The sequence below is a fragment of the Streptomyces sp. MRC013 genome (assembly GCF_023614235.1).
Taxonomy (GTDB): Bacteria; Actinomycetota; Actinomycetes; order Streptomycetales; family Streptomycetaceae; genus Streptomyces.
The window spans coordinates 36,878-59,222 of sequence record NZ_CP094264.1 but is presented as its reverse complement, the minus strand read 5'-3'; the positions used below and the strand labels follow the sequence as shown (position 1 = coordinate 59,222).

Below are 22,345 nucleotides of genomic sequence, written 5' to 3'. Positions count from 1 at the left end.
GGAGGTGTACCCCTCTCTTGTCGCGGGGACTGACTGGCGTGACGCGGGCCGGTTGCCGGCCGCGCGGGGATCAGCGCACCAGGGAGAGCAGCTCGGAACGGGCGGGGCCCTCCTCGGCGAACACCCCGTGGTACGAGGTGGAGGTCATCAGACCGACGGTCCTGACGCCGCGCATGGTCATGCAGAGGTGCTCGCCCCGGCCGATGACGGCGACGTCCGGCGACTCGGTGATGCGCAGGACGTCCTCCGCGATGCCCGCCACCAGACGCTCCTGGACCTGGAGCCGGTGGGCGTGCTGATGGGCGATGCGGGCGAACTTGGAGAGCCCGAGCAGCTGCTTGGCGGGCCGGTAGGCGATCGTCAGCGAGCAGTTGAAGGGCAGCAGGTGGTGCTCGCACAGCGACCACACCCTCAGGTCCGACACGGTCACCGTCTGCCCTGACGACGTGGTCTCGAAGAGCGTGCCGACGGTGCCGGGGTCGTAGCCGGTGAACTCCCGCCACCACCGCGCGTAGCGGGCCGGCGTGTCCCGCAGGCCCTCGCGGTCCGGGTCCTCGCCGATCTCGGTGAGGAGCCGCCTGGCGAGGTCCTCGATCGGATCGGGTACGGCGGTGGCCCCGGCGTCGGCGGTCAGCAGCCCGCTCTCGGTCCTGTTGTCGAGCATTCCTCAAACACCCCTCTTCTGTCCCCAGACCAGGGTGTGCAGCCTGGTCGTCACGTTCCAGCCGCGGTCGATGACCTCGGCCACGAGAGTCCGCATGTGGTCGTCCACCTCTTCCCGGCTCTGCCCCTCCGGCATGATCCAGACGGAGGTGATGCCGTACGAGGCCGTGATCCCGGCCACCTCGTCCAGGTCGGCCACCGTGCGGCAGACGAACTTGAAGGTGCTCGAGGGAAGCCCGGCCAGGGCCCGCAGGGCGGCCGGCACGATGCGCCGCGCGGCGGGGTCGCCGGCGTGCGAGAGCTTCGGGGAGACGTTGAAGCGCACGCCCGCCTCCGCCAGGCGCCGGTCCGGCACCCGCGTGCCGTTCGTCTCGACCTCCAGCTCGATGCCGTGCCGCACGAGCCGGTCCACCAGCGGCACGAGCCGGGCCTGCTGGTTGAGCGGCTCCCCGCCGGAGACGACGACCAGGTCGACGCCGTAGTCGAGCAGCCGCTCCGCGACGCTCCCGACCGGCATGCGGTGCAGTTCCTTCCCGGGGTCGAACCTGATCCCCGTGTCACTGGCCCCGGTCCAGTCCCAGGTGTACGGGGTGTCGCACCACCGGCACGAGAGATTGCACCCGCCCAGCCGCACGAACGCGCACCGGCGGCCGAGTGAGCGGCCTTCGCCCTGGAAGGCGCTAGGTGGGGCCGAAGATCTCGTTGACGACAAGCTCCGGTTCCACAGGGCACCACCTCCTTCAGAGGTTGAATCGCATGGTCGTGGACGTGCCCGCTGCCCGTCGCAGCGGGTCAGGGCCGGTACTCGGCCCAGGTCTTGGGCGTCTCGGAGACGCGTACGGCGGTGAGTTCCGGATAGGTCGTGCACCACTGCTCGTAGATGAAGACGGCGAGGTGTTCGGCCGACGGGTTGTCCTTCATCACGTCGTTGAGGTGCCGGTGGTCGAGCCACTCGTCGATCCAGCCCTTGATGCCGGCCAGGTCCCCGTAGTCGCGTACGAAACCGGGCCCGGTGAGCTGGTCGCGCCCGGCGCTGAGCTCGACCTCGACGAGGTAGTTGTGGCCGTGCAGACGGCCGCACTGGTGCCCCTCGGGCAGGCCGTCCAGCCGGTGGCTGGCGGAGAAGGCGAACTGCTTGGTGATGCGCAGGGTCATCGGGCGCTCCTCTGGTAGGTGGTCGGGTCGTTCACGCCGGCCTGGGTGAAGGCCTCCTGGCGCTCCCAGCAGGGCGCGCAGCGGCCGCAGTGGGACTCCTGGCCGCGCAGGCAGGTCCAGGTCTGCGTCCAGGGGACGCGGAGTTCCTCACCGAGCAGGACGACGTCGCTCTTCTGCAGTCCCGCGAACGGGGAGAGCAGGTCGAGGTCGGGATGGGCGTACCCCTTCGTCGCCAGGCGCTCCATGGCGATGAAGGACTCGAGGAAGGCCGGGGTGCTGTCGGGGACCGAGACGGCGTCGCCCGCGATGACCCCGACGGCCACGCCCTCGGCCTTCTCCACGACGGCGATCGCGAAGGCCACGGCGAGCAGCAGGGCGTTGCGGTTCGGGACGATGTTCGGGCTCTCCCCGTACCCCTCCCAGGTCTGCTCCGGCACGTCGACCGTAGGGTCGGTGATGGAGGAGCCCCGGAACATGGCGCCGACGGCGCTCAGGTCCGCGACCTGGTGCGGGGCCCCGAGCCGGTCGGCCGCCGCCGCGGCGAAGTCGTGCTCCTTGCGGTGGCGCTGCCCGTAGTCGACCGACAGGAGGTGCAGCTCGTTCCCCTGGTCCTTGAGGTGGTGGGCCATGGCCACGGAGTCCATGCCACCGGAGACGACGGCGATGATTTTCGACACGGTGCATTCCCCGAATCTCGTGGGCGGGTGTTCTGTCAGGTGCGGTCAGGGCAGCGGGGTGCCCTTGGCGGTCACCGCCGCGGCCGCCTCGTCGAGTGCGGCCGCGCAGTCCCGCTCGTCCTCGGCCACGGCGATGACCAGGGCGAAGCGCGAGCGGGCGTTGTCCACGGGCGGCAGCCGGAGCTCCCGGCCCGGTTCGGCCAGGGGCAGCACCTCGCGGACCGGGGCGGGCAGGGCCGCCTCGTCGATCTCGACGGAGGCGAGCCTCATGTCCCGCTCGGGGTACAGGAAGCGGACGGCGGCCGTCGTCGAGCCGGCGGGCCGCGGGATCTCCGGCACCGCGCCGACGGCCAGGTCGGCCGCCACCAGGCCGATCTCCGTGCCGGTGACGAGCCGGCCGAGGTAGGGGATCCGGCCGCCGCCGATGCGGGCGTTGATCTCCACGACCTTCGGCCCGTCCGCGGTCAGCCGCAGCTCGGTGTGGGTCACCGCGTCGGTGAGCCCGACCGCGGCGTGGGCGTCCTGCAGGACCCCGAGCAGCCGCTCGTCGTGCAGCAGCGGGTCGTCGGCCCGGACGGTGTGGCCGATCTCCTCGAAACCCGGAGCGAACCCGAGGTCCTTGTGGGCCACGAACAGGGCGGTGACCCGGCCGTCGCGGCAGAACGCGTCCACGCTGACCTCGGGGCCGTCGAGGAACTCCTCGACGAGGACGGGCGCTTCGAGGCGCGGCACGTCGTCGAACCAGATCCCGGCGGCCTGCCGGTACGCCTCCTCGATCTCGTGCGGCCCGGTCGCCAGGGTCACCCCGCAGCTCGCCGAGAGCGCCCGGGGCTTGACGACCACGGGGTAGCCGATGCGCCGGGCGGCCTTTCCGGCCTGCGCCAGGTCGGCGACGGCGATCGCCTCGGCCTGCGGAACCCCCGCCCTCCCCAGCGCCAGGCGGCCGAGGTACTTGTCGCGGCAGGCGTTCACCGCCGCAGGCGGACTGGTCCGCAGCCCCAGCGCGGTGGCCAGCTCGGCGGTGGGTACCACCCGCGTCTCCTCGTACGTCAGCACCCCGGCGAAGGACCCGCCGCCCGCCCGGGCGGCGGCGGTCATCGCCGCGGCGTCCGCCGTGTCGACCACGGTGTGGCCGTCGAGGTACCGCTGCTCCCAGGTGGGCGCCGCGGGGCAGAACAGGTGCAGCCGGTACCCGGTCGTGATGGACCGCAGCAGGTACTCGCGCCAGGGCCGGCTTCCGCTGCCCACCAGCAGCAGGAGCGGCCTGCCGGCCCGCGGCCCGCTCGGGGCGGTCGTCTCGCTCGTCATGGGTGCTCGTTCTCCGGATGGGTCGTCGGACGCCGGGTGCGGGGCGTCCGGGCCGCCGTTCGGCGGCGGGACGGTGGCGGGGGTCGTGCTGTGCGGCGTCAGCCGCGGCCGGCCGGCTCCACCTCGACGACGAGGCGCCCGACGGCCTCCCGTGCGCGGCGCAGCGCGCTGTCCGCGTCGTCGCCGACGGCGAGCGCTTCGCCGAGCCGTTCCCGCGAGTTGCGGGCGATGCGGACCTCGTCGCCCACGGCCGCGGAGAGCGAGGCGAACCGCACTCCCTCGGACGCCCGGGTGGCCTCCTCGCCGCCGGCGGCGGTGACGCGTCCCGGGCCGGCGGTGAGGAACCAGATGGCCGCCCCTCCGGCCTGCGGCTCGTGCCTGAGGGGGGAGGGCCCGGACTTCCCGGCGAGCCAGGAGAAGGTCAGCTCGTGGATGTCGTAGCCTTCCGCGATCCTGATGAGCGCCACGATCGCGTCGCCGCCGGGACGGGTGTGCGTCTCGACGACGCGGGCGCCGCGGGGGGTGAGGATCAGCTCGGTGTGCCCCGGTCCCTCCTCGACGCCCAGGGCGGTCAGCACGGACCTCGTCTCGGCGGTGAGCAGGGCGCGCTCCGCCTCGGTGATCCGCGCCGGCACCAGGTGGCCGATCTCGACGCGGTGCTCGTTCGTGAACTTCTCCGTGACGGCGAGGACCTGGTGCCGGCCGGCGGCGCTGTGCGTCTCGACGCTGAACTCCCTGCCCTCCAGGAACTCCTCGGCCACCCAGGAAGCGGTGCCCCCGGGCCCGCCGCCGGCGGCGGGCGCCAGCCGGGACGCCGCAGCGGAAAGGGCCGAACCGTCCGGGACGACGTGGACGTCCCTGCTCGCGCTGCCCCGGCTCGGCTTGAGGACGAGCGGGAATCCGTTTTCCGCGGCGAACCGCTCCAGGTCGGCCCGGGTGCGCACTTCCGCGGACGCGACCTGTCCCACTCCCGTACCCTTCAGGATTTCCCGCATCAGGGCCTTGTCGTTGACGGCGGAAACCGTGCGTAGGGGATTCGACTTCAGCCCGAGGCGGTCGTTGATCTGTGCCACGGTCTGGAGGTACGGATCGCCGGCGGTGTAGGCGAGGTCGAACGGGAAGACCCCGTGGAGGGCGACTGCGGCGCGCAACGCGAACTCGGGTGGCAATTCGGGGAAAAGGAGAACCGAATCCGCCAGCTCCTGATGTCGCCGGGTCATGTCGGATGCGGGTGCCATGTAGATGACCTGCAGTCCTGCGGCACGAGCGGCCTCCAGCGCATCGGTCCGCCTCCCTCCGACGAACAATACGCTCGTGACAACGGAAGTGCGCATGGATGAACCCCTCAGAAGGAGAGTCGGCTGCTCGGAGGCGTCGGTGCCGTGGACGGCACGACGAAGGAGAAAATTTGCGAGGGGCGCTCCACGGAGGAGGACCCGCGACGGAAACCGGCGGAAAAGGCGGCACCGGGGCAGGGGCCCTGCGGCGCCGTGGTGGTGCTTTCCGCCCACTCAGTATTGCGTGGTCGGCGCCGGGTTATCCACCCCCGCCTTCTGCACCGAAGAAACACCGGCTTTTATGAGGAGTCCCGGGGAACGGCGAGGAGCGGCGCGACGGCTCCACGCGATTCGGGGAAACCGCCGCGCCGCTCGCGCGGGGACGTCGCTCCCGGGCGCCCGACGGGCCCGTCAGGCGCTCGGTACCCGCACCTGCCGCCGCTCCACTTCCCGGTTCACCGCCGGGCGGGACGGGACCACCGCCATCGGGCGGAAGATGAAGATGCACAGCCGCGCGCCGGGCGACGAGGGAAGGTGCGCCACGCACATGCTGGTCCAGCCGGGGCCGAGCCGGGCGTGGTTCAGGGGGCGTTCCGTCTCGTGGGGGTGGACGGCCGCGCCGGCGGCCCGGTAGAGCCGCTGCGCGACCGGATCGGCGAGGACGGCGGCCTCCAGCTGCCGCAGTACCGGGTCCCCGGGGCGGGCGGCCAGGTCGGCGCGGAGCAGGGGCAGGAGGTGCGGGGCCCATGTGACGTCCCAGCCGGGCAGGAGGTGCCTGCCGTCGAGGAGTCCCCACCGGAGCAGGTTGGCGGGTCGGGCACCGGGGGCGAATACGTCCTGGAAGGGCTGGTTGTGCGCGAGGACGTTCCACGAGGCGTTCGTCACGCACGCCGCGTGGGAGATGCCCCTGACGGCGTCGTTCCACAGGTGGTCCACGCTCTCCCCGGACTGCAGGGTGAGGGGGACCGGTGGGTCACCGATGCCGGCGTAGCGGCACAGGGCGGTCCATTCCAGTTCGGAGAGGTGCAGCAACCGGGCCAGGTCGCGCAGGAAGTCGACGGGAGGATTCCGGTACTTGCCCGACTCGAGACGCTGGTAGGTGCCGGGGGCGCGGTTAAGCAGGAAGTCGACCTGGTGCTGGGCGAGTCCGGCGGCACGCCGGCCCTTGCCGCTGGGACGGCTGAGTCCGTGGGCCTCGGGCGCCACCGCGGCCCGCTTCCCACTCAACAACACCCGCAGTGCTGCCACATTCATGCTGCGTTCCCCACATGTCGTGCCGACCGTGCAAGCCCGGTGCGTGCGGCACCGGGAGGGGCGCCCGCCCCCGCACTGGGAGATGCGAAACGAGGCGGCTCGGTGCCCGTCGGACGATCACCGGTGCCCGCACCCGCGCCTCGAACCGCCGCGGACCTCCGCGCACGCGCCCGCATTGACCTGGTTCCTCCGGGATGCCGGCGGCCGTGGCGCGCCCCGCGCGGCGGGGGGACGCGTCCGGACGGAAAAGGTTCATCGACACCGGGTGACGAAGGTCACCGGGACGGCGGCGGGCCGGGGCTCCGGACCCGGACCCCGGCCCGCGCGGCTGTCACCGGTGCGGCGCCAATTGCCCGCGCGTTTCCCGGGCGTGGAAACCACCGGTGGATAACGCGGTGCGAGCCGCCGCATGATGGCTGCGCCCGGCCCCGGACGCGACCGCGCGCCGCCGGGGGCCTGGAGCCGCCTTCCCGCCGGGGACACGTCGCCCGCCGACCCGCTCCCCGGCCGTGCCACCCGCCACCCGCCGGCCGCGCCTCCGGGCCCGGGACCCGGAGGCGCGGCCGGCGGCACGGCACTTCCCGTTCGACCCAGGGGCGGGCGCACCGCCCGGGGGCCTCTGGCACGACCGCACTCCGCTACGTGAAAGGGACCGACATGCTCTCAGCCGAGAAGAACCGGATGTTGTCGGAGGTGGGATCCGGGACGCCGATGGGGGAGCTGCTGCGCCGTTACTGGCATCCGATCGCCCCGGTGCTGGAGCTGAGCCGGCGGTCCGTCAAACCGATCAGGCTGCTCGGCGAGGACCTCGTGCTCTTCCGCAAGCCCGACGGCGGCCACGGCCTGATCTCCCGGCACTGCCCCCATCGGGGCACCGATCTGAGCACCGGCTGGGTGGACGGCGACGTCATGCGGTGCCCTTACCACGGCTGGGCGTTCGACTCCCGGGGGAGGTGCGCCAGCCAGCCGTTCGAGGAGGCCGGCCCCTCCGGGGGGTTCCGCGACAAGGTCGCCGTCAGCGCCTACCCCACCGCCACGCTCGGCGGACTGGTCTGGGCCTACCTGGGGCCGGCCCCCGCGCCGCTGCTGCCCGACTTCGAGCCCTTCGGCTGGGAGCACGGCTTCGTCGAGATCATCATGACCGAGCTCCCGTGCAACTGGTTCCAGTGCCACGAGAACGGCATGGACCCCGTCCACTTCGAGTGGCTGCACCTGAACGGCAACGCCGTGCGGACCGACCCGGCCGACCCCGAGTACGTGCCGACGCACCTGTCCATCGACTTCCTGGAGTTCGAGTACGGCTTCGTCAACGGCAGGGTCGTGGAGGTTCCGGCCGTCCCCCCGAAGGGGAGCTACGCCGGTAGCAACGACGTCAACGACGGGGGCATCCTCTGTCTCTGGCCGTACACGCTCGCGTCCGGGAACACGGTGGAGTTCCGGGTCCCGGTGGACGAGGGGCGCACCCTGAACATCACCTGGCAGTACTCGGTGCTGCCGGACGACGTACCCGCGGGGAGGCAGGACCAGGACCGGATCCCGTACTGGTACGGCCCGCTCCACGACCCGGAGACCGGCGAGATCATCACCTCGCACACGGGGAACCAGGACTTCGCCGCATGGATCGGCCAGGGCGTCGTCACGGACCGCACCACGGAGAACCTGGGGCGCAGCGACAAGGGGATCACCCTGCTGCGGCGCCGGTACTTCGAGGCGATGGAGCAGGTGGCCAGGGGCGAGGACCCGCCGGGCACGGTGCGCGACGCCGCGGCCAACGTGAACATCCAGCTGCCGCTCACGGGCAAGTCCCTCTACACCAAGGGCATGCCGCGCGACGTCTTCCTGGAGAAGCTCCGGGCCCGCAGGAAGAGCGGCCTGTTCGGCATCGGCGGCTTCCTGACGGTCCAGGCCGGGCGCCCGGAGCACCTGCAGAAGGAGTACGACGAGATCGCCGGCCTCGCGCCGGCCCCGGCGGACGGGGCCGGCTGACGCCGGCCCCGCCGCCCGGCCCGCACGCGTCGTCCCCCGCCCGCGCCGGCACCGTACGGGGCGCGGCGCCCGTCGCCGGAGCCGGTCGGGCCGCGGGAGCCGGACGGCGCGGCCCGGGCGATCCGACCGGCCCGCGGCCGGGACCCGGAGCGCTCCGCCCGCCACGGGAGGAGGCCCGAGGGCCTCCGCCGCCGCGGGACGGTCGCGTGGACCGGGGCCTTCCGCGCGGCGCGCGGACGCTCACCGCGCGACGGCCAGGACCAGGGACGCGACGGCCAGAACCAGGTAGCCGCAGGGAAAGGCGATGGTGCGGTAGACGCGGGCACGGACGTGTACGGCGACGGCACCGACGAAGAACAGGACGAGCCCCGCCGCGGCGGCGAGGCCGAGGACCGGGACCCCCACGAGCCCGAGCAGGAGACCGGCGGCTCCGGCGGCCTTGAGCGCGGCGAGCCCCGGGAGCCAGGCCCGCGCGAGCCCCACCTCGGCCGAGTTGGCGAGGACGAACGGGGCCTTCGAGAGGTCCGCGACGGCGATCCCGGCGTTGGCCAGGGCCGTGACGGCGGTGACGACGACATAGGCGGTGGACACGTGCCTCGGCCTCCGATCGAGCGCGCGGGGGTTGGGCGAGCCCGGCGCGCTCACCCCGCCAAGCCTTTCCCGGGATCCCGTCCGGCGTCCAATACCCGCCTCCACAACCTGTGGGCATGGACGTCGACACCCGGCTGCTCCGCTGCTTCGTCGCCGTGGCGGAGGAGGTGACCCTCACCCGCGCCGCGGAACGACTGTTCGTCTCCCAGCCGGAGCTCACCAAGCAGATCAGGCAACTGGAGAGCCGGATCGGAGCGCGGCTGTTCACCAGGTCCCGCACGGGCATGGCCCTCACGCAACCGGGCCGGGCCCTGGCGGAACGGGCGCCCGCCCTGCTCGCCGACTGGGACCGGGCGCTGCGGGAGGCCCGGAGCGCCGACAGCCGGGCGGCCCGCCTGCTGCGCGTCGGCTTCATGGCCAGTGCCGCCGACGAGGCGACCCCGCGCATCGTCGCGGAGTTCACCCGGCGCCGTCCGGGCTGGCGGGTGGACATGCGGCAGGCCGCATGGTCGGATCCGGGCGCCGGGCTCACCGGCGGGGACGTCGAGGCCGCCCTGCTGCGACTGCCCTTCCCCGGCCAGGAGGACCTGCGGACGGCGGTGCTGTTCACCGAACCCCGCTGGGTCGCGCTCCCCGGGGGACGCCCCCTCGCCGCGCGCCGCGTGATCCCGTTCCGGGACCTGTGGGACGAGCCGTTCGCGGCCGCTCCGCCCGAATCGGGCCGGTGGCGGGACCACCGGCTGGCCGCCGGGGAACGCGGCGGCCACCCGGTGCGCGTCGGCGCCGTCGCCGACCGGCCGGACGACTGGCTCGGCGCCATCGCCAACGGCTACGGAGTCGCCCTCGCCCCGGCCTCCGCCGCCCGCTTCTACGCGCGACCGGGCGTCGCCTACCGCCCCGTCACCGGTGTCGGCCCCAGCAGGGTCGGCGTCGCCTGGGACCCCGCCGACGACGGCGACCCCGTGGTCCAGGACTTCGTGCGCTGCTGCCTGGCCGTACCGCGGCCGGAGGGGACCACCTGACCCCGTCGCCCCGCGGGCCCCGGGCCGGGGGCGTCGGCCACCACCCGGGAGCGCCCCGGGCCGCCCGTCAAGGGACGGCCGGGGAGCGGACGCCGACAGGCGCCTGCGGAGGGTCCCCTCGAAGTCCTCGGCACGCGCGAGCCGGAGCCGGAGCCCCTCGACCTGTTCGGCGGCTCCGGCGCGTTCGGTGTCGTCGGCGTAGGGCCGCAGGCAGGCCCGTTCGCCCGGCAGGGCGCGGTCGAAGCGCTCGATCCTTCCGTTCGTCTGCGGCCGGTAGCGGGGCGGTCGGTGACGGCGTCCATCGCCAGGCGGCGGCGGGTCCTGCCCAGGTGCCCGGGCCCGGCCACGACGCACTCGACGCGCCCCTCGTGTCCGGCCGGGGCGATCTCGGTCCCGGCGGCGACGTCCGTGGAGAACACCACCGGCACGGTCCCGCCGCCGAGGTGCGCCGACGGCCCGAGCACCCGGTCGGCGAGCGCCTGCACGCTGCCGTCCCTGCAGCACGGCTTCGTGGAGCCGGAGTGGGCGACCCCGAGGCGGACCGCGGCCCGCAGCCCGTCCAACCCGTGTCCCACGAGGAACACCCCGGCGCTCTCGTGGAGGTTCGCCAGCGCGGGAGCTGTTCGGACCGATCGCGGCCGTGGTCCTGCTCTCTCACTGCTCGACGACCACTCCGTCGCTCAGTTCCAGCACCCGGTCGGCCAGGCCCAGGAGTTGGGGGTCGTGGGTGGAGAGGAGGACCGTGACGCCCTCGCTGCGCACCACGGCCCGCAGCAGTTCCATCACCGCCAGGCCGGTGGCGGCGTCGAGCTGCCCGGTCGGCTCGTCGGCGAGGAGCAGGGCCGGGCGGTTGGCGAGGGCCCGGGCGACGGCGACCCGCTGCTGCTGGCCGCCGGACAGTTCGGCGGGCCGCTGTGCCTCGTGTCCGGCCAGGCCCACCAGGGCCAGCAGCAACGCCACCCGTTCCTCTCGTTCGCGCACCTCGGCCCGGCGCAGCCGCAGCGGTACGCCCACGTTCTCGGCGGCGGTGAGGATCGGGATGAGCCCGAACGACTGGAAGACGAACCCGATCCGGCCGCGGCGCAGCGCGAGCAGTCCGCTCTCGTCCAGCGTCGACAGGTCGGTGCCGTCCACGACCACGCGGCCGCTCCGCGGGGAGTCCAGGCCGCCGATCAGATGCAGCAACGTGGTCTTGCCCGAGCCCGAACGGCCTCTCAGGGCGACGAGTTCACCGCGCCGGACGGCGAACGAGGCCCCGCGCAGGGCGTGTACGGCGGTGGCGCCCGTGCCGTACGAGTGATGCACGTCCTCGACCCGGAGTATCGGCTCGCCGGACGGGTCGTCGACGAGGGCGGAGCCGGTTCCCGGGCTGGTGTTCTCGGTCATCACCGCATCCCATACGGAACCGCCCAGGTGGTCAAGAGCGCGAGAACTCCCTCTCTCGAACGCGTGTGCCGACCCGCCGACTCCATGATATGCATGGCAGGTTCGGGGAGGGAGCGGCTCGGCCGACGAGGGGGAACAGTGACGGGCTTGGTGCTGCTGCGTCTGCGCGCGCACCGGCTGCTGATCGCCGCCGCCCTGCTCACCGCGCTGCTGACCACCTCGGCGCTTGCCGCCCTCGCGGCCTTCTCCGGCTCCGTCGGGGACGCCGCGCTGCGCTCCACGCTGGAGGGCCGCGCCAAGTCCTCCGCCTCCCTCGTGGTCGAGGCGGACGTGCCCCGGCACGGGCGGGACGCGGCGCAGCGCGCCGTGGAGCGCAGGGCGCGCGAGGCGTTCGACGGGCTCGCGGTGACCGTGCGGCGGCTGGAGCGGTCCGGGCCGTACGCGCTGCCGCGTTCTCCGCAGGGCGCGGACGCCCGTGCCGGGCAGCCCGACCTGACGCTGCTCGCCGCCCTGGACCGGTCCCGGGTCGAGCTGGTCGCGGGCACGCTGCCCGGCCCGGCGCCGGCGTCCCGGCACGAGGCCGTGCCCGTCGCCGTGCCGGAGCCGGCCGCCCACCGGCTGAGGCTGCGGCCCGGGGCGCGCCTGACCCTCACCGACCGGCTGGGCGGCGAGCCGGTGCGCGTGGAGGTGACCGGCGTGTACCGGGCGGCCGACGGCTCCGACCCGTACTGGCAGGCCGACACGCTCGGCGGCCAGGGGGTGCGCACGGTCGTCTTCACCACGTACGGGCCGCTGCTGGCCGACGCGGCGGTGCTCGCCTCGGGCCGCGTCACGACGGGCGGCACCGGCTGGGTGGCGACGGCCGACCACCGCGGACTGACCACCGGCTCCCTCGGCGCCCTGCGCGCGGCGACCGTGCAGGCGGCCGCCCGGCTGCGCGGGGAGCCCGCCCTGGGCGGCTCGGCGGACGTGCGCACCGGACTGCCCGAGGTCCTCGACCACACCGAGCGGGCCCTGCTGGTGTCCCGCTCCACCCTGCTGATCGCCTCCCTGCAGCTGGTGCTGCTCGCCGGGTACGCGCTGCTGCTGGTGGCCCGGCTGCTGAACGGTGCACGGGAGGGCGAGACGCGGCTGTTGCGGGCCCGGGGCGCCTCGCGGGGCCGGATCGCGTCGCTGGCCGGGCTGGAGGCGCTGCTGCTGGCGGTGCCCGCCGCGGTGGGTGCCGCGCTGCTGTCGGGGCCGCTGGCCCGGCTGCTCGCCGGGTGGTCCTCGCTCGACCGGATCGGACTGCGGCTCGGCACCGTCCCGTCGGGCGGGGTCTGGCTGGTCGCGGGCGGGGCCGCGCTGGTGTGCGCGGTGGGGGTGGTGGCGCCCGCGCTGACGGGGGCGGTGGACGCGCCCGCGCGGCTGCGGCGGGTCCGGGCGGTGACGTCGGCCGCCCCGGTGCGCGCGGGCGCGGACCTCGCGCTGCTGCTGATCGCGGGTGTGGCGTACTGGCAGCTGCAGCGGCGGACAGGCGTGGCGGACGGCGGGGTGATCGGCCGGGACCGGGCGGGGCGGCTGGGCACGGACCCGCTGCTGGTCGCGGCGCCCGCGCTGGCACTGCTGGCGGGCACGGTGCTGACCCTGCGGGTGCTGCCGTTCGCGGCGCGGCTCGCGGAGCAGCGGTCGGCCAGCGGACGCGGGCTCCCGGCGGCGCTGGCGGGCTGGCGGTTCAGCCGGCGTCCGCTGCGCGGCGCGGGTCCGGTGCTGCTGCTGATCGTCGCCGTGGCGACCGGGATGCTGGCCGTCGGGCACGGCGCGTCCTGGGACCGGTCGCAGGACGACCAGGCAGACTTCCGCACGGGTGCCGCCGTCCGGGTCCTGGACCACCGGCCGGGCAGCCCCGGGCAGACCGGGCTCTACGCGGCGCTGCCCGGGGCCCGCGAGGCCGCCCCCGCGCACCGCGCCGCACTGAGCCTGTCCGGGGATCGCGAGGCGACGGTTCTCGCACTGGACACCTCCCGCGCCGGGGACGGGATGCTGATGCGCGGCGACCTCGCCGACGAACCCCCGGGCGAGCTGCTTCGGGCCCTGGCCCCGCCCCCGACCGACGAGAACCGGGCCGTGCGGCTTCCCGACGGCACCCGGCGCCTCGCCCTGGACGTGCGGATCACCGACGAGCGGGCCCGCACGGGACGTTCCCCCTCGGGCCGTACGCCCCTGCTGACGGTGGTCGTCGAGGACGGATACGGCATCGCCTACCGGCTGGGCGCCGGGAACGTTCCGGTGGACGGCCGGGCCCACCGCGTCACGCTGGAACTGGACCGGACGGCGACGGGCCGCCGCGCCGCGCCGGCCGGACCGCTGAGGCTGACCGGACTGCAGCTCGCCGACACCGTCCCCACCGACCGCTCCGAACGGCACCGCTTCACCGTCGAACGGCTGCTCGCCACGGGCCCTGACGGCTCCGCGCGCACCGTGCGGGCGGCCCCGGGGACCCGCTGGCAGGGCGGCCGGGCCGTGACCCGCAGCGGCGAGGTCCTCTCCCGCACCCCCGTCGAACCGGCCGCGTCGGACACCGCGCCGCTGTCCCTGTCGTACGCGACCGGCGCCGACGGCGACGACGGGTACGGCGTGGCCCCGGTGTGGACCGTGCGGGCCGACACCGCCGGGGCCCGGGCGCCGCGCACCCTCGCTGCCGTGGCCACGCGGGACTTCCTGCGGGCCTCGGGTGCCGCGCCGGGCGACACCGTCGACGTCCCGCTGTCCGGCGAGCAGGTGCAGGTGCGGATCGTCCGGGCGGTACGCGAACTGCCCACCACCGCCGCCGCCGACACGGCCGGGCGGAGCGCGGCCGGCGGGGCGCTGCTGCTCGATCTGCGGGCCGTCGACGCCGTACTGGCCCAGCGGGGCACCGCGCCGCTCACGCCCACCGAGTGGTGGGTGAGCGCCGAGCCGGGCAAGGCCGCCGAGGTGGCCGCGGCGCTGCGGGCGCGCCCCGACCTGGAGGCCCGGCAGGTGCTGGTGCGCGACGAGACCGCGGCGGATCTGCTGCGGGATCCGCTGGGCGCCGGGCCGCGTTCGGCGCTGACGGCGGTGACGGTGGCCGCCGTGGCCCTGGCCGCCGGGGGCTTCGCGGTGAGCGCCGCCGGGGCGCGGCGGGAGCGGTCGGCGGAGTTCGCGGTGCTGCGCGCCCTGGGCACGCCCCGCAGGGACCTCGCCCGGCTCGTCGTGACGGAGCAGAGCCTGCTCGTCGGGGTCGGCCTACTGGCCGGGCTCGCGCTGGGCACGCTTCTGACCCGGGCCGTGGTGCCGCTGATCGTGCTGACCTCCGGGGCCGCACGGCCCGTTCCGCCCGTCCTCGTGGAACTGCCGGTGGGACAGGTGGCCCTGCTCGTCGCCGGAGTGGCCGCTCCGCTGGCGCTGATCACGGCCGCGTCGGCGCTGCCGCGCGCCGAGCCGGCGGTCGCGCTGCGCCACCAGGGGGAGGACTGACGTGCGGTCGGACACGCGCGACGCGGGTGCCTCCTGGATGCGGATCCGGCTGCGGACCGCGCCCTGGGCCACCGTCGCCTTCGGAGTGCTGGTGCTGGTCACGGCCTTCCTCGCGGCCGCGCTGCCCCGGGCCGTGGAGGCATACGAGACGCACGGGCTGCGTGAGGCCGTGGCCTCCGCCGCCCCCGAGTCGACCGTGCTGGAGCTGAAGACGGCACAGCCCGGTCTGGAACAGCCCGAGCAGGCGCGGGAGGAGGCGGTCCGGCCGGCGGCGCTCGCGGCGGTGGACGCCCGGGCGCGGACGCTGCTGCCTGAGCCGCTGCGGGTGGACCGGTCCCAGTCGGCGCACGGGGTGCGGACCGGAAGGAGCCTGCAGGCCCTGGACCCGTGGCTGCCCCGGCCGGACGGGCTGCCGCCCCGGTTCACCCTGCTCGCGCAGTCCGGGGCGGCCGGGCACGCCACGGTGCGCGAGGGGCGGCTGCCCGCCGCCGACGGCCCGGTGAGCGCGAACACCAGGACGGTGGAGGGCGCCGTGACGGCCGAGACGGCCCGGACGCTGCGGCTGCGGACCGGCTCCACGCTCACCCTGGCCGGATTCCCGGACCGGCCGCTGACCGTCCGGGTCACCGGCGTGCTCGAACCCCGGCAACCGGAACGCGCCTACTGGTCGGCGGAGCCGATCCTGCGTGCACCGGCCCTGGCGAGCGACGGCGGCCGTCCGCCGCAGTTCTACTGGGAGGCGGGCGTCCTGCTGGCGCCGCAGGCGGCCCCGGCACTGCTCGGCGGGCAGGCCGAGCCGGAACGGTACTGGCGGTTCGCGCCCGCGACGCAGGACCTGACGGCGGCGGACGCCGAGGCGCTGGTCGACCGGGTGGCTTCCCTGGAGGACGGGCCGGGACTGGTCCGCATGCGGGGGGCCGCCGGTCCGACGGCGCAGTTGTCCACCGGCCTGGAGGAGGTCGTGGGCGGGTATGCGCGGACCCGGGACGCGATCACGCCCGTGGTCGCCGTGGGGGCCGTCGGGATCGCCGCGGTCGCCGGGATCGTCCTGGTGCTGAGCGGCGGTCTGGCCGCCGCCCGCCGGGACACCGAACTGGCCCTGCTGCGGGCCCGGGGCGGTTCCCTGGCCGGGATCGGCGGGCGGCTGCTGGCCGAGAGCGCGCTCCCGGCGCTCCCGGCCGCCGTCTGCGGTCTGCTGCTGGCGGTGCTCGCGGTGGACGAGGCCCGGCTGCCGCCGTCCGTGCTCGGGGCGGGCACCGTGGCCCTGTTCGCCTGCGCTGCGCTGCCGGTGCGCGCGGTGGTGGCACACCGCAGGCCGCGCACGCACCCGGAGCGCGGCGATCTCATGCACGCCAGGCCCGGCGGTCGCCGGACGGTCGCCGAACTGACCCTGCTGGTGCTGGCCGCGGGCTCGGTGGCGGTTCTGCGCCGCCGGGGCACGGAGGGGACGGCCGACCTGCTGGCGAGCGCCGCCCCGGTGCTCCTCGGGCTGGTCGCCGCGCTGGTCCTCGCCCGGTTGTATCCGCTGCCCCTGCGGTGGGCCGCCGGTCCGGCCGGTCGGCTGCGTGGGGCGGTCGGGTTCCTGGCGCTGGCCCGGGCGGGCCGCTCGCCGGCGGCGGTCACCGCGCTGCCGTTGCTCGCCCTGCTGACGGCCCTGACGACGGCCGTGTTCGGCGGGTCGGTGCTCAGCGGGGTGGCCGACGCCCGGGACCGGGCCGCGCTGCTGCGGACGGGCGCGGACGCACGGGTGGACACGGCCGACGGCGCACCGCTCCCGGCGGGACTGGAACAGGCGGTACGAGGCGTGCCGGGGGTACGGGACGTGGCGGCCGTGGGTGTCTCGTACGCCTCGGAGCGCGCGTCGGAGGACAAGCGGTCGCTGACGGTGGTCGCCGTCGAGCCGGACGCCTACGCGGCACTGGCCCGGCGCGCGGGCCTCGGGGGCTTCACCGCCGACCGGCTGGCGGCCGGGGGCGGAGTGCTCGGCGCCGTCGCCTCCCCCGGGGTCGCCGAACGGCTCGGACGCGCACCGCACCGGATCGGGGCGGACGGCGGGCCCGTCACGGTGCGGATCACCGCCGTGCGGCCGCGCACACCGGCGGTCCCGGAGGGCGACTTCCTGCTGGTCGACGCGGCCGGCCTGCCCCGTTCCGGCGGTGCCACGTCCCTGCTGGCGGTCGGCGCGGACCTCGACGGGGCCGCGCTGCGGGCGGCGGTGCGCGGCACGGGGGCCCAGTTGTCGGTCACCCTGCGCAGCGAGGAACGCGCGGCGCTGTCCGACTCGCCGATGCAGTCCGGCGCCGAACGGATCTACCTGTGGGCCGTCGCCGCGAGCACCGGCTACGCCCTGCTGTCCCTGGTGCTCGGCACGGCGCGGACCGCACCGGAACGGGCGGCCCTGCTGGCCCGGCTGCGCACCCTGGGCCTGACGTCCCGCCAGGGGCGGCGGCTACTGGGCCTGGAGGCGCTGCCCCCGGCGCTGCTCGCGGCCGGCGGGGGCGCGGCGGTGGGCTGGGCGGCGGTCCGGCTGCTCGCGCCCGGCATCGACCTGGGCCGCCTCGCCCTTGCCGACGCGTACGGGGTCACGGTGCCGGACGGTGCCGTGCTACGGGCCGACGCGTGGTCGTTGGCCCTGCCCGCGGCGGGTGCGCTGCTGCTGGCGGGAGCGGTGGCCGTGGCACAGGCCTGGTGGGCGGGGCGCCGCACACCGATCACCCACCTCAGGGCAGGAGACCTGCGATGAGCGCTACGACACGGTCGCTCGCGGAGCTGGAGCGGCGGGCGGCACACCACCGCGACCGGCCCGCCTACGGCCACGACGCCCTGATCGCCTGCGACCGGCTGGTGCGGATCTTCAGCCAGCGCGGCGGTGGGGACGCCGTGGAGGTGCAGGCCCTGCAGGGACTCGATCTGCTGGTGCGCGAGGGCGAGTTGATGGCCCTGGTCGGGGCGTCCGGCAGCGGCAAGTCGACGCTGATGAACATCCTGGCGGGCCAGGACGTACCGACCGCCGGGACGGCGCGGGTCGCGGGCCGCGACCTGCTGGCGATGGACGCGAAGGCACGCCTGCGCTACCGCCGCGAGGTGGTCGGTTTCGTGTGGCAGCAGACGGCCCGCAACCTGCTGCCCTACATGACGGCGGCGCAGAACGTCGCCCTGCCGATGCGGCTGGCCGGGCATCCGCGCCGACAACGGGCGGGACGCGTGCGGGAGCTGCTGTCGCTGCTCGGGGTCGCCGAATGCCGGGACCGGCGGCCGCAGCAGATGTCGGGCGGCCAGCAGCAGCGGGTGGCGATCGCCGTCGCCCTCGCCAACGACCCGGCCGTCCTGCTCGCCGACGAGCCGACGGGCGAACTGGACTCCGCGACCGGGCAGCAGGTCTTCGCGGCGTTCCGCCGTGCCAACGAAGAACTGGGAACGACGGTCGTGGTCGTCACGCACGACCAGGCGGTCGCCGGCGAGGTCCGCCGCACGGTGGCGATCCGCGACGGCCGCACGTCCACGGAGGTGCTGCGCCGCACCGAGGTCGACGCGGCGGGCCGGGAGTCTCTGGTGGCCCGTGAGTACGCGATGCTCGACCGGGCCGGCCGGCTGCAGTTGCCCTCCGAGTACACGGCGGCCCTGGACATGCGGGACCGGGTGCTGCTGGAGCTGGAGGAGGACCACATCCAGGTCTGGCCGGACGACAGCCGGGGCGAGGACGGCTGAAGCCCGGGGCGAAGTTCCCCCCGCGATCTCGGACACTCGTTCGTCATGTCGCGAGGGCGTGTCGGCGGCATGGCCGGGCCTCGGCCGGGGTGAACCGTTCCGGGTTCGGTAGAGATCTCAGGCGCTGGGTGTGACCTGGGGTTTCGTGATCGCGAGGTAGTGGTTGTTCTCGTGTTCGACCGGTGGGACGTGGGCTGTCCCACCGTGGAGTCGCCGGTGGTTGCACCAGCCGACGGACCCGGCGGTGGCGAGTCCGACGTCGGACGGCGTCTTCCACGGCCGCCCGGGCTCGATCAGTTCGGTCCCGAACAGGCCGATCGTGCTCTCCACCAGGGCGTCGTCGTAGGCGTCGCCCACCGATCCGATGGAGGCGGCGATACCGGCCGCCCCCAGGTGGCCGGCGAGCCGGAAACCCGTGCACTGCGACCCGGCATCCGAGTGACGCGTCGACTCGCCCGGGTGAACGGAGTGCTGGTCGCGGTCGCGTTGCCGCAGTGCCCTCTCCGGGGCGTCCAGCACGAACACCGTCTCCTTCACGGTGACGGCGGACCAGCCGACGATCCGGCGGGAGAAGGTGTCCACGGCGAAGGCGACGTAGACGACACCTGCCCAGGTCTTCCCATGGGTGAAGTACGCGACCCGGCACCGGTCCGGGTCGCCGGCGGCGAAGTCACGGTCGACGAGGTCCGGAGCCCGGTCGGTCCGGCCGCCGGGCAGCGTGGTGATCACTCGCCGGCCGCGGACGGCGCCGGTGACGCCGAGCCCGCGCGTCAGGCGTTCGACGGTGCAGCGGGCTGCCGCGTGGCCCTGCCGGTTCAGCTCCCGCCGGATCCTCCTCGCGCCAGGGACACGGTAGGTGACCTCGAAGACCTCGTTGATCTGCTCCTTCGGCTCGGCGTCCCGCACGGTCCCGGCGGACGGCGTGACCTGTCGTTCGCGGTCCGACCGGCGGGGGCCGTCGGGCGGTCCGGCCGGTCTGAGGACCGGGCGACGGCCCCCGCCGGCGGCAGGCGGCGCCGGGGACGTGGAGGGCCCGGACCCTCCACGTCCCCGGCGGTGGGTCAGCCTCCCGCCTGCCAGAACCACGGTTCGTCGAAGGCGGGTTTGAGGTCGTCGAACCACACCGCGTGCTCGTCGAGCTTGGCGAAGAACGGGCGTCCCACCCAGCGGGGGTCGCGCGCCTGCAGAAACCGGCAGCAGAACACGTCCTGACCGGCGATCCGGGCGATGCCGTCGATCATCACCTTGCCCGGTGAGGCGGACATCACCGGCCCACGTGCCGTGCGCTCCAGCCCGGAGACGGCGGATATCGCGTCGCGGTAGACGGAGACCGCCCGCTGCAGCGGCAGTTCGAAGTACTGACTGGCCCCGGTGTCCCGCTCCACGAACATGTAGTAGGGCACCACCCCCAAGGTGGTCATCGTCCGCCACATCCGGGCCCACACCGCCGGGTCGTCGTTGACGTGACGCACCAGGGGTGCCTGCGCCCGGATGACCGCGCCGGTGTCCCGGATGCGCCGGACGGCCTCCCGGCAGGCTTCGGTCCGCAGCTCGTTGGGGTGGGAGAAGTGCGCCATCACGGCGACGTGCCTGCCGAGCGAGGTGGCCCGCTCCAGAAGCCGCAGCAGCTCGTCCGCGTCGTCGTCGGTGGTGAACCGGTAGGGCCAGTACGACAGCGCCTTGCTGCCGAAGCGGATGTTGCGGATGTGCTCGAAGCGGGGTTCCAGCAGCGGGGTGAGGTAGGTCCGGAGCCGGTCGGTGGACATGATCATCGGGTCCCCGCCGGTGAACAGCACGTCCGACACCTCGGGGTGTCCGGCGAGGTAGCCCAGCGCCTGCTCCGGCCCGGAGACGGCCTGCTTCAGCTCCGCCACGCCGATGAACTGCGCCCAGCGGAAGCAGTACCCGCAGTAGGCGTGGCAGGTCTGGCCCTGCCCGGGGAAGACGAGCACGGTCTCCCGGTACTTGTGCTGCAGCCCGTTGAGCGCACCGTCCTCCCCCTGCGGCACATTGGCCTGTAGCTGGTCCCCGGGGTGCGGGTTGAGCTCCAGCCGTGCCCGGTTGACCGCGGCACGCAGCTCCTCCCGGCCGGCGCCGCGGTCGATCAGCGCGGCGATCTCGTCGTAGACCGGCTCCGGCAGCATGCCGCGGTCGGGGAAGGTGAGACGGTAGAGGGGGTCGTCCGGGGCCCGGTCCCAGTCGATCAGCTCGTCGAGGACGTAGTTGTTGACCTTGAACGGCAGGACCGAGCTGACCACCTCGATGTCCCTGCGGACGGTCGCGTCCAGCCGCTGCACCTGCGGCAACGCGGCCAGCCGCGCCCCGGGAACGGCCCGCATCCGTATCGCGCGCTCCCTGCCCGCCACAGCGCTCATACCCGCTCCTTCGTCCGGTCCGCATGCACCTGCCCGGTGGCCGCCGCGACGGCGCGGGACAGCGCGCACAACGCCTCGTCGACCTGCTCGTCGCTCACCGTCAGAGCGGGCAGCAGCCGCAGCACGTTGCGCAGCGGCCCGCCGATCTGCAGCAGCAGCCCCTGGGAGACGGCCTCCTGCTGGACACGCAGCGCGGTGGCGGGGTCCGGCCGCCCCCGGGTGTCGGAGAACTCCCAGCCGAGCATGAGGCCGAGCCCGCGCACGTCGCCGGTGACGCCGTTGTCGGCCGCGACCCGCTTCAGGCCTTCGGCCAGGGCACGGCCCTGACGGGCGGCGTTGGCCACCAGTTCCTCGCGGTCGATGACGTCCAGGGTGGCGAGCGCGGCGGCACACGCCACCGCGTTGCCGCCGTAGGTCCCGCCCTGGGAGCCCGCGGGCGCCGCGGCCATCAGCTCCTCCGAGGCGGCCATCACCGACAGCGGGAGCCCGCTGGTCATGCCCTTGGCGGCGACGAGGATGTCCGGCTCGACACCGAAGTGCTGGTGCCCCCAGAACCGTCCGGTGCGGCCGAACCCGGTCTGCACCTCGTCCATCACCAGCAGGAAGCCGTGGCGGTCGGCGCGCTCGCGAAGTCCCTGCAGGAAGGCGGTGTCGGCGGGAACGAACCCGCCCTCCCCCAGGACCGGTTCCACGATGAGGGCCGCGGTGTCCTGCGGGTCGGTCACCGTCGCCAGGAGGAAGTCGAGCTCCTGCAGGGCGAAGCGGGTGGCCGCCTCCTGGCTCCAGCCGTACCGGTAGGCGGCCGGGAACGGCGCGATGTGCACCCCGCTCATCAGCGGCGCGTAACCCGTGCGGAACCGGGGGCTCGACGTGGTCAGCGAGGCGGCGCCCACCGTGCGGCCGTGGAAGCCGCCGTGGAAGACGACGACGTTGGGGCGGCCCGTGGCCTGCCGGGCCAGGCGCAGCGCCGCCTCCACGGCCTCGCTGCCGGAGTTGGCGAAGAACAGAGACTGAAGGGATGCCGGAAGCACCTGTCCCAGCCGCTCACACAGGTCGAGCAGCGGACGGTGCCGGACCGTCACGTACTGACCGTGGACCAGCCTGCCGGCCTGCTGCGCGATCGCGTTCACCACGGCGGGGTGGCAGTGCCCCGTACTGGTGACCCCGATGCCCGCGGTGAAGTCCAGGTACCGCTGTCCATCCTCCCCGAATACCTCGAGCCCCCTGGCATGGCTGACGGTTATCGGAATCGCTTGTTTAAGAACAGGTGATAAGCGTGCCATGGTCGTCCCTCCGCTTCGATGCACCCCTGTGCGGCTCCGCCGCCAGCGACGGTAGCCAGGTCCATCTGCAGAAGCAACCGAACGGTCGGTTTCCGACTAGGTTGACAAAACCAGGCAGTCGGTTTTGAAATGTCGGCCGGGATGCCGTCTCCAGGCATCGGCGGCACGCCACCAAGGCACCAG

17 protein-coding genes and 2 pseudogenes are annotated in these 22,345 nt (G+C 74.6%); 5 read left to right on the top strand and 14 right to left on the bottom strand.

All coding sequences use genetic code 11. The features are described 5' to 3' along the window. Positions 1 to 70: 70 nt before the first annotated feature. From folE to LUW75_RS00240, 7 genes are all read right to left on the bottom strand, one after another. Positions 71 to 664, bottom strand: a complete 594-nt coding sequence (gene folE / locus LUW75_RS00270) for a GTP cyclohydrolase I (RefSeq protein WP_250333807.1) — start codon at positions 662 to 664, stop codon at positions 71 to 73. 3 nt (positions 665 to 667) lie between these two features. Continuing rightward, the gene (locus LUW75_RS00265; protein WP_349816380.1) at positions 668 to 1,297 is read right to left on the bottom strand and encodes a 7-carboxy-7-deazaguanine synthase QueE; all 630 of its coding nucleotides are present in this window, start codon (positions 1,295 to 1,297) and stop codon (positions 668 to 670) included. Between the two features lie 158 nt (positions 1,298 to 1,455). After that, positions 1,456 to 1,818 (bottom strand): 6-pyruvoyl trahydropterin synthase family protein, encoded by a 363-nt coding sequence (locus LUW75_RS00260; RefSeq protein WP_250333806.1) that lies wholly within the window; start codon positions 1,816 to 1,818, stop codon positions 1,456 to 1,458. Then, on the bottom strand, positions 1,815 to 2,495 hold the full coding sequence (locus tag LUW75_RS00255) for a 7-cyano-7-deazaguanine synthase (RefSeq protein WP_250333805.1): 681 nt from the start codon (positions 2,493 to 2,495) through the stop codon (positions 1,815 to 1,817). The genes LUW75_RS00260 and LUW75_RS00255 overlap by 4 nt, the downstream gene beginning before the upstream one ends. A 45-nt stretch (positions 2,496 to 2,540) precedes the next feature. Then, complete coding sequence (locus tag LUW75_RS00250; RefSeq protein ID WP_250333804.1) at positions 2,541 to 3,803, bottom strand: ATP-grasp domain-containing protein; 1,263 nt, start codon at positions 3,801 to 3,803, stop codon at positions 2,541 to 2,543. Between the two features lie 98 nt (positions 3,804 to 3,901). Continuing rightward, positions 3,902 to 5,041, bottom strand: coding sequence for an ATP-grasp domain-containing protein (locus LUW75_RS00245; protein WP_250333803.1), 1,140 nt, complete (start codon positions 5,039 to 5,041; stop codon positions 3,902 to 3,904). Positions 5,042 to 5,491: 450 nt separating this feature from the next. Then, positions 5,492 to 6,334: an MmyB family transcriptional regulator gene (locus LUW75_RS00240; protein ID WP_250333802.1), complete on the bottom strand. Its 843-nt coding sequence runs from the start codon at positions 6,332 to 6,334 to the stop codon at positions 5,492 to 5,494. Between the two features lie 657 nt (positions 6,335 to 6,991). On the opposite strand from LUW75_RS00240, the gene LUW75_RS00235 reads away from it, so the two are divergent. Next, a complete protein-coding gene (locus LUW75_RS00235; RefSeq protein ID WP_250333801.1) occupies positions 6,992 to 8,320 on the top strand; it encodes a Rieske 2Fe-2S domain-containing protein in 1,329 nt (442 codons plus the stop codon). 240 nt (positions 8,321 to 8,560) lie between these two features. Here LUW75_RS00235 and LUW75_RS00230 read toward each other — a convergent pair whose 3' ends face one another. After that, a complete protein-coding gene (locus LUW75_RS00230; protein WP_250333800.1) occupies positions 8,561 to 8,911 on the bottom strand; it encodes a DoxX family protein in 351 nt (116 codons plus the stop codon). A 116-nt stretch (positions 8,912 to 9,027) separates the two neighbouring features. On the opposite strand from LUW75_RS00230, the gene LUW75_RS00225 reads away from it, so the two are divergent. Beyond that, the gene (locus LUW75_RS00225) at positions 9,028 to 9,933 is read left to right on the top strand and encodes a LysR family transcriptional regulator (protein WP_250333799.1); all 906 of its coding nucleotides are present in this window, start codon (positions 9,028 to 9,030) and stop codon (positions 9,931 to 9,933) included. 177 nt (positions 9,934 to 10,110) lie between these two features. Here LUW75_RS00225 and LUW75_RS00220 read toward each other — a convergent pair. From LUW75_RS00220 to LUW75_RS00210, 3 genes and pseudogenes are all read right to left on the bottom strand, one after another. Beyond that, positions 10,111 to 10,230 (bottom strand): annotated as a pseudogene (locus LUW75_RS00220) (IS481 family transposase); the annotation flags it as partial. Next, positions 10,218 to 10,544: pseudogene (locus tag LUW75_RS00215) on the bottom strand (vWA domain-containing protein); the annotation flags it as partial. The pseudogenes LUW75_RS00215 and LUW75_RS00220, both read right to left, overlap by 13 nt. A gap of 43 nt (positions 10,545 to 10,587) precedes the next feature. Continuing rightward, the gene (locus LUW75_RS00210; protein ID WP_250333798.1) at positions 10,588 to 11,319 is read right to left on the bottom strand and encodes an ABC transporter ATP-binding protein; all 732 of its coding nucleotides are present in this window, start codon (positions 11,317 to 11,319) and stop codon (positions 10,588 to 10,590) included. Between the two features lie 138 nt (positions 11,320 to 11,457). Between LUW75_RS00210 and LUW75_RS00205 the strand changes: the two genes are divergently transcribed. The 3 genes from LUW75_RS00205 to LUW75_RS00195 are packed head-to-tail and all read left to right on the top strand — an operon-like array spanning position 11,458 to position 18,504. Then, positions 11,458 to 14,796 carry an FtsX-like permease family protein gene (locus LUW75_RS00205; protein WP_250333797.1) on the top strand — a complete coding sequence of 1,113 codons (3,339 nt, stop codon included), beginning with the start codon at positions 11,458 to 11,460 and terminating at the stop codon, positions 14,794 to 14,796. Position 14,797: 1 nt separating this feature from the next. Continuing rightward, on the top strand, positions 14,798 to 17,539 hold the full coding sequence (locus LUW75_RS00200; RefSeq protein ID WP_250333796.1) for an ABC transporter permease: 2,742 nt from the start codon (positions 14,798 to 14,800) through the stop codon (positions 17,537 to 17,539). Beyond that, positions 17,536 to 18,504, top strand: a complete 969-nt coding sequence (locus LUW75_RS00195; RefSeq protein ID WP_250333795.1) for an ABC transporter ATP-binding protein — start codon at positions 17,536 to 17,538, stop codon at positions 18,502 to 18,504. The genes LUW75_RS00200 and LUW75_RS00195 overlap by 4 nt, the downstream gene beginning before the upstream one ends. A 117-nt stretch (positions 18,505 to 18,621) precedes the next feature. Here LUW75_RS00195 and LUW75_RS00190 read toward each other — a convergent pair whose 3' ends face one another. The 3 genes from LUW75_RS00190 to LUW75_RS00180 all read right to left on the bottom strand — a co-directional run bounded on the left by LUW75_RS00190 (position 18,622) and on the right by LUW75_RS00180 (position 22,162). Further along, on the bottom strand, positions 18,622 to 19,410 hold the full coding sequence (locus tag LUW75_RS00190; RefSeq protein ID WP_250333794.1) for an IS3 family transposase: 789 nt from the start codon (positions 19,408 to 19,410) through the stop codon (positions 18,622 to 18,624). A 155-nt stretch (positions 19,411 to 19,565) separates the two neighbouring features. Continuing rightward, positions 19,566 to 20,879, bottom strand: coding sequence for a KamA family radical SAM protein (locus LUW75_RS00185; RefSeq protein ID WP_250333793.1), 1,314 nt, complete (start codon positions 20,877 to 20,879; stop codon positions 19,566 to 19,568). Beyond that, positions 20,876 to 22,162: an aspartate aminotransferase family protein gene (locus tag LUW75_RS00180; protein ID WP_250333792.1), complete on the bottom strand. Its 1,287-nt coding sequence runs from the start codon at positions 22,160 to 22,162 to the stop codon at positions 20,876 to 20,878. Before LUW75_RS00180 ends, LUW75_RS00185 begins: the two co-directional genes overlap by 4 nt. Between the last annotated feature and the right edge of the window lie 183 nt (positions 22,163 to 22,345).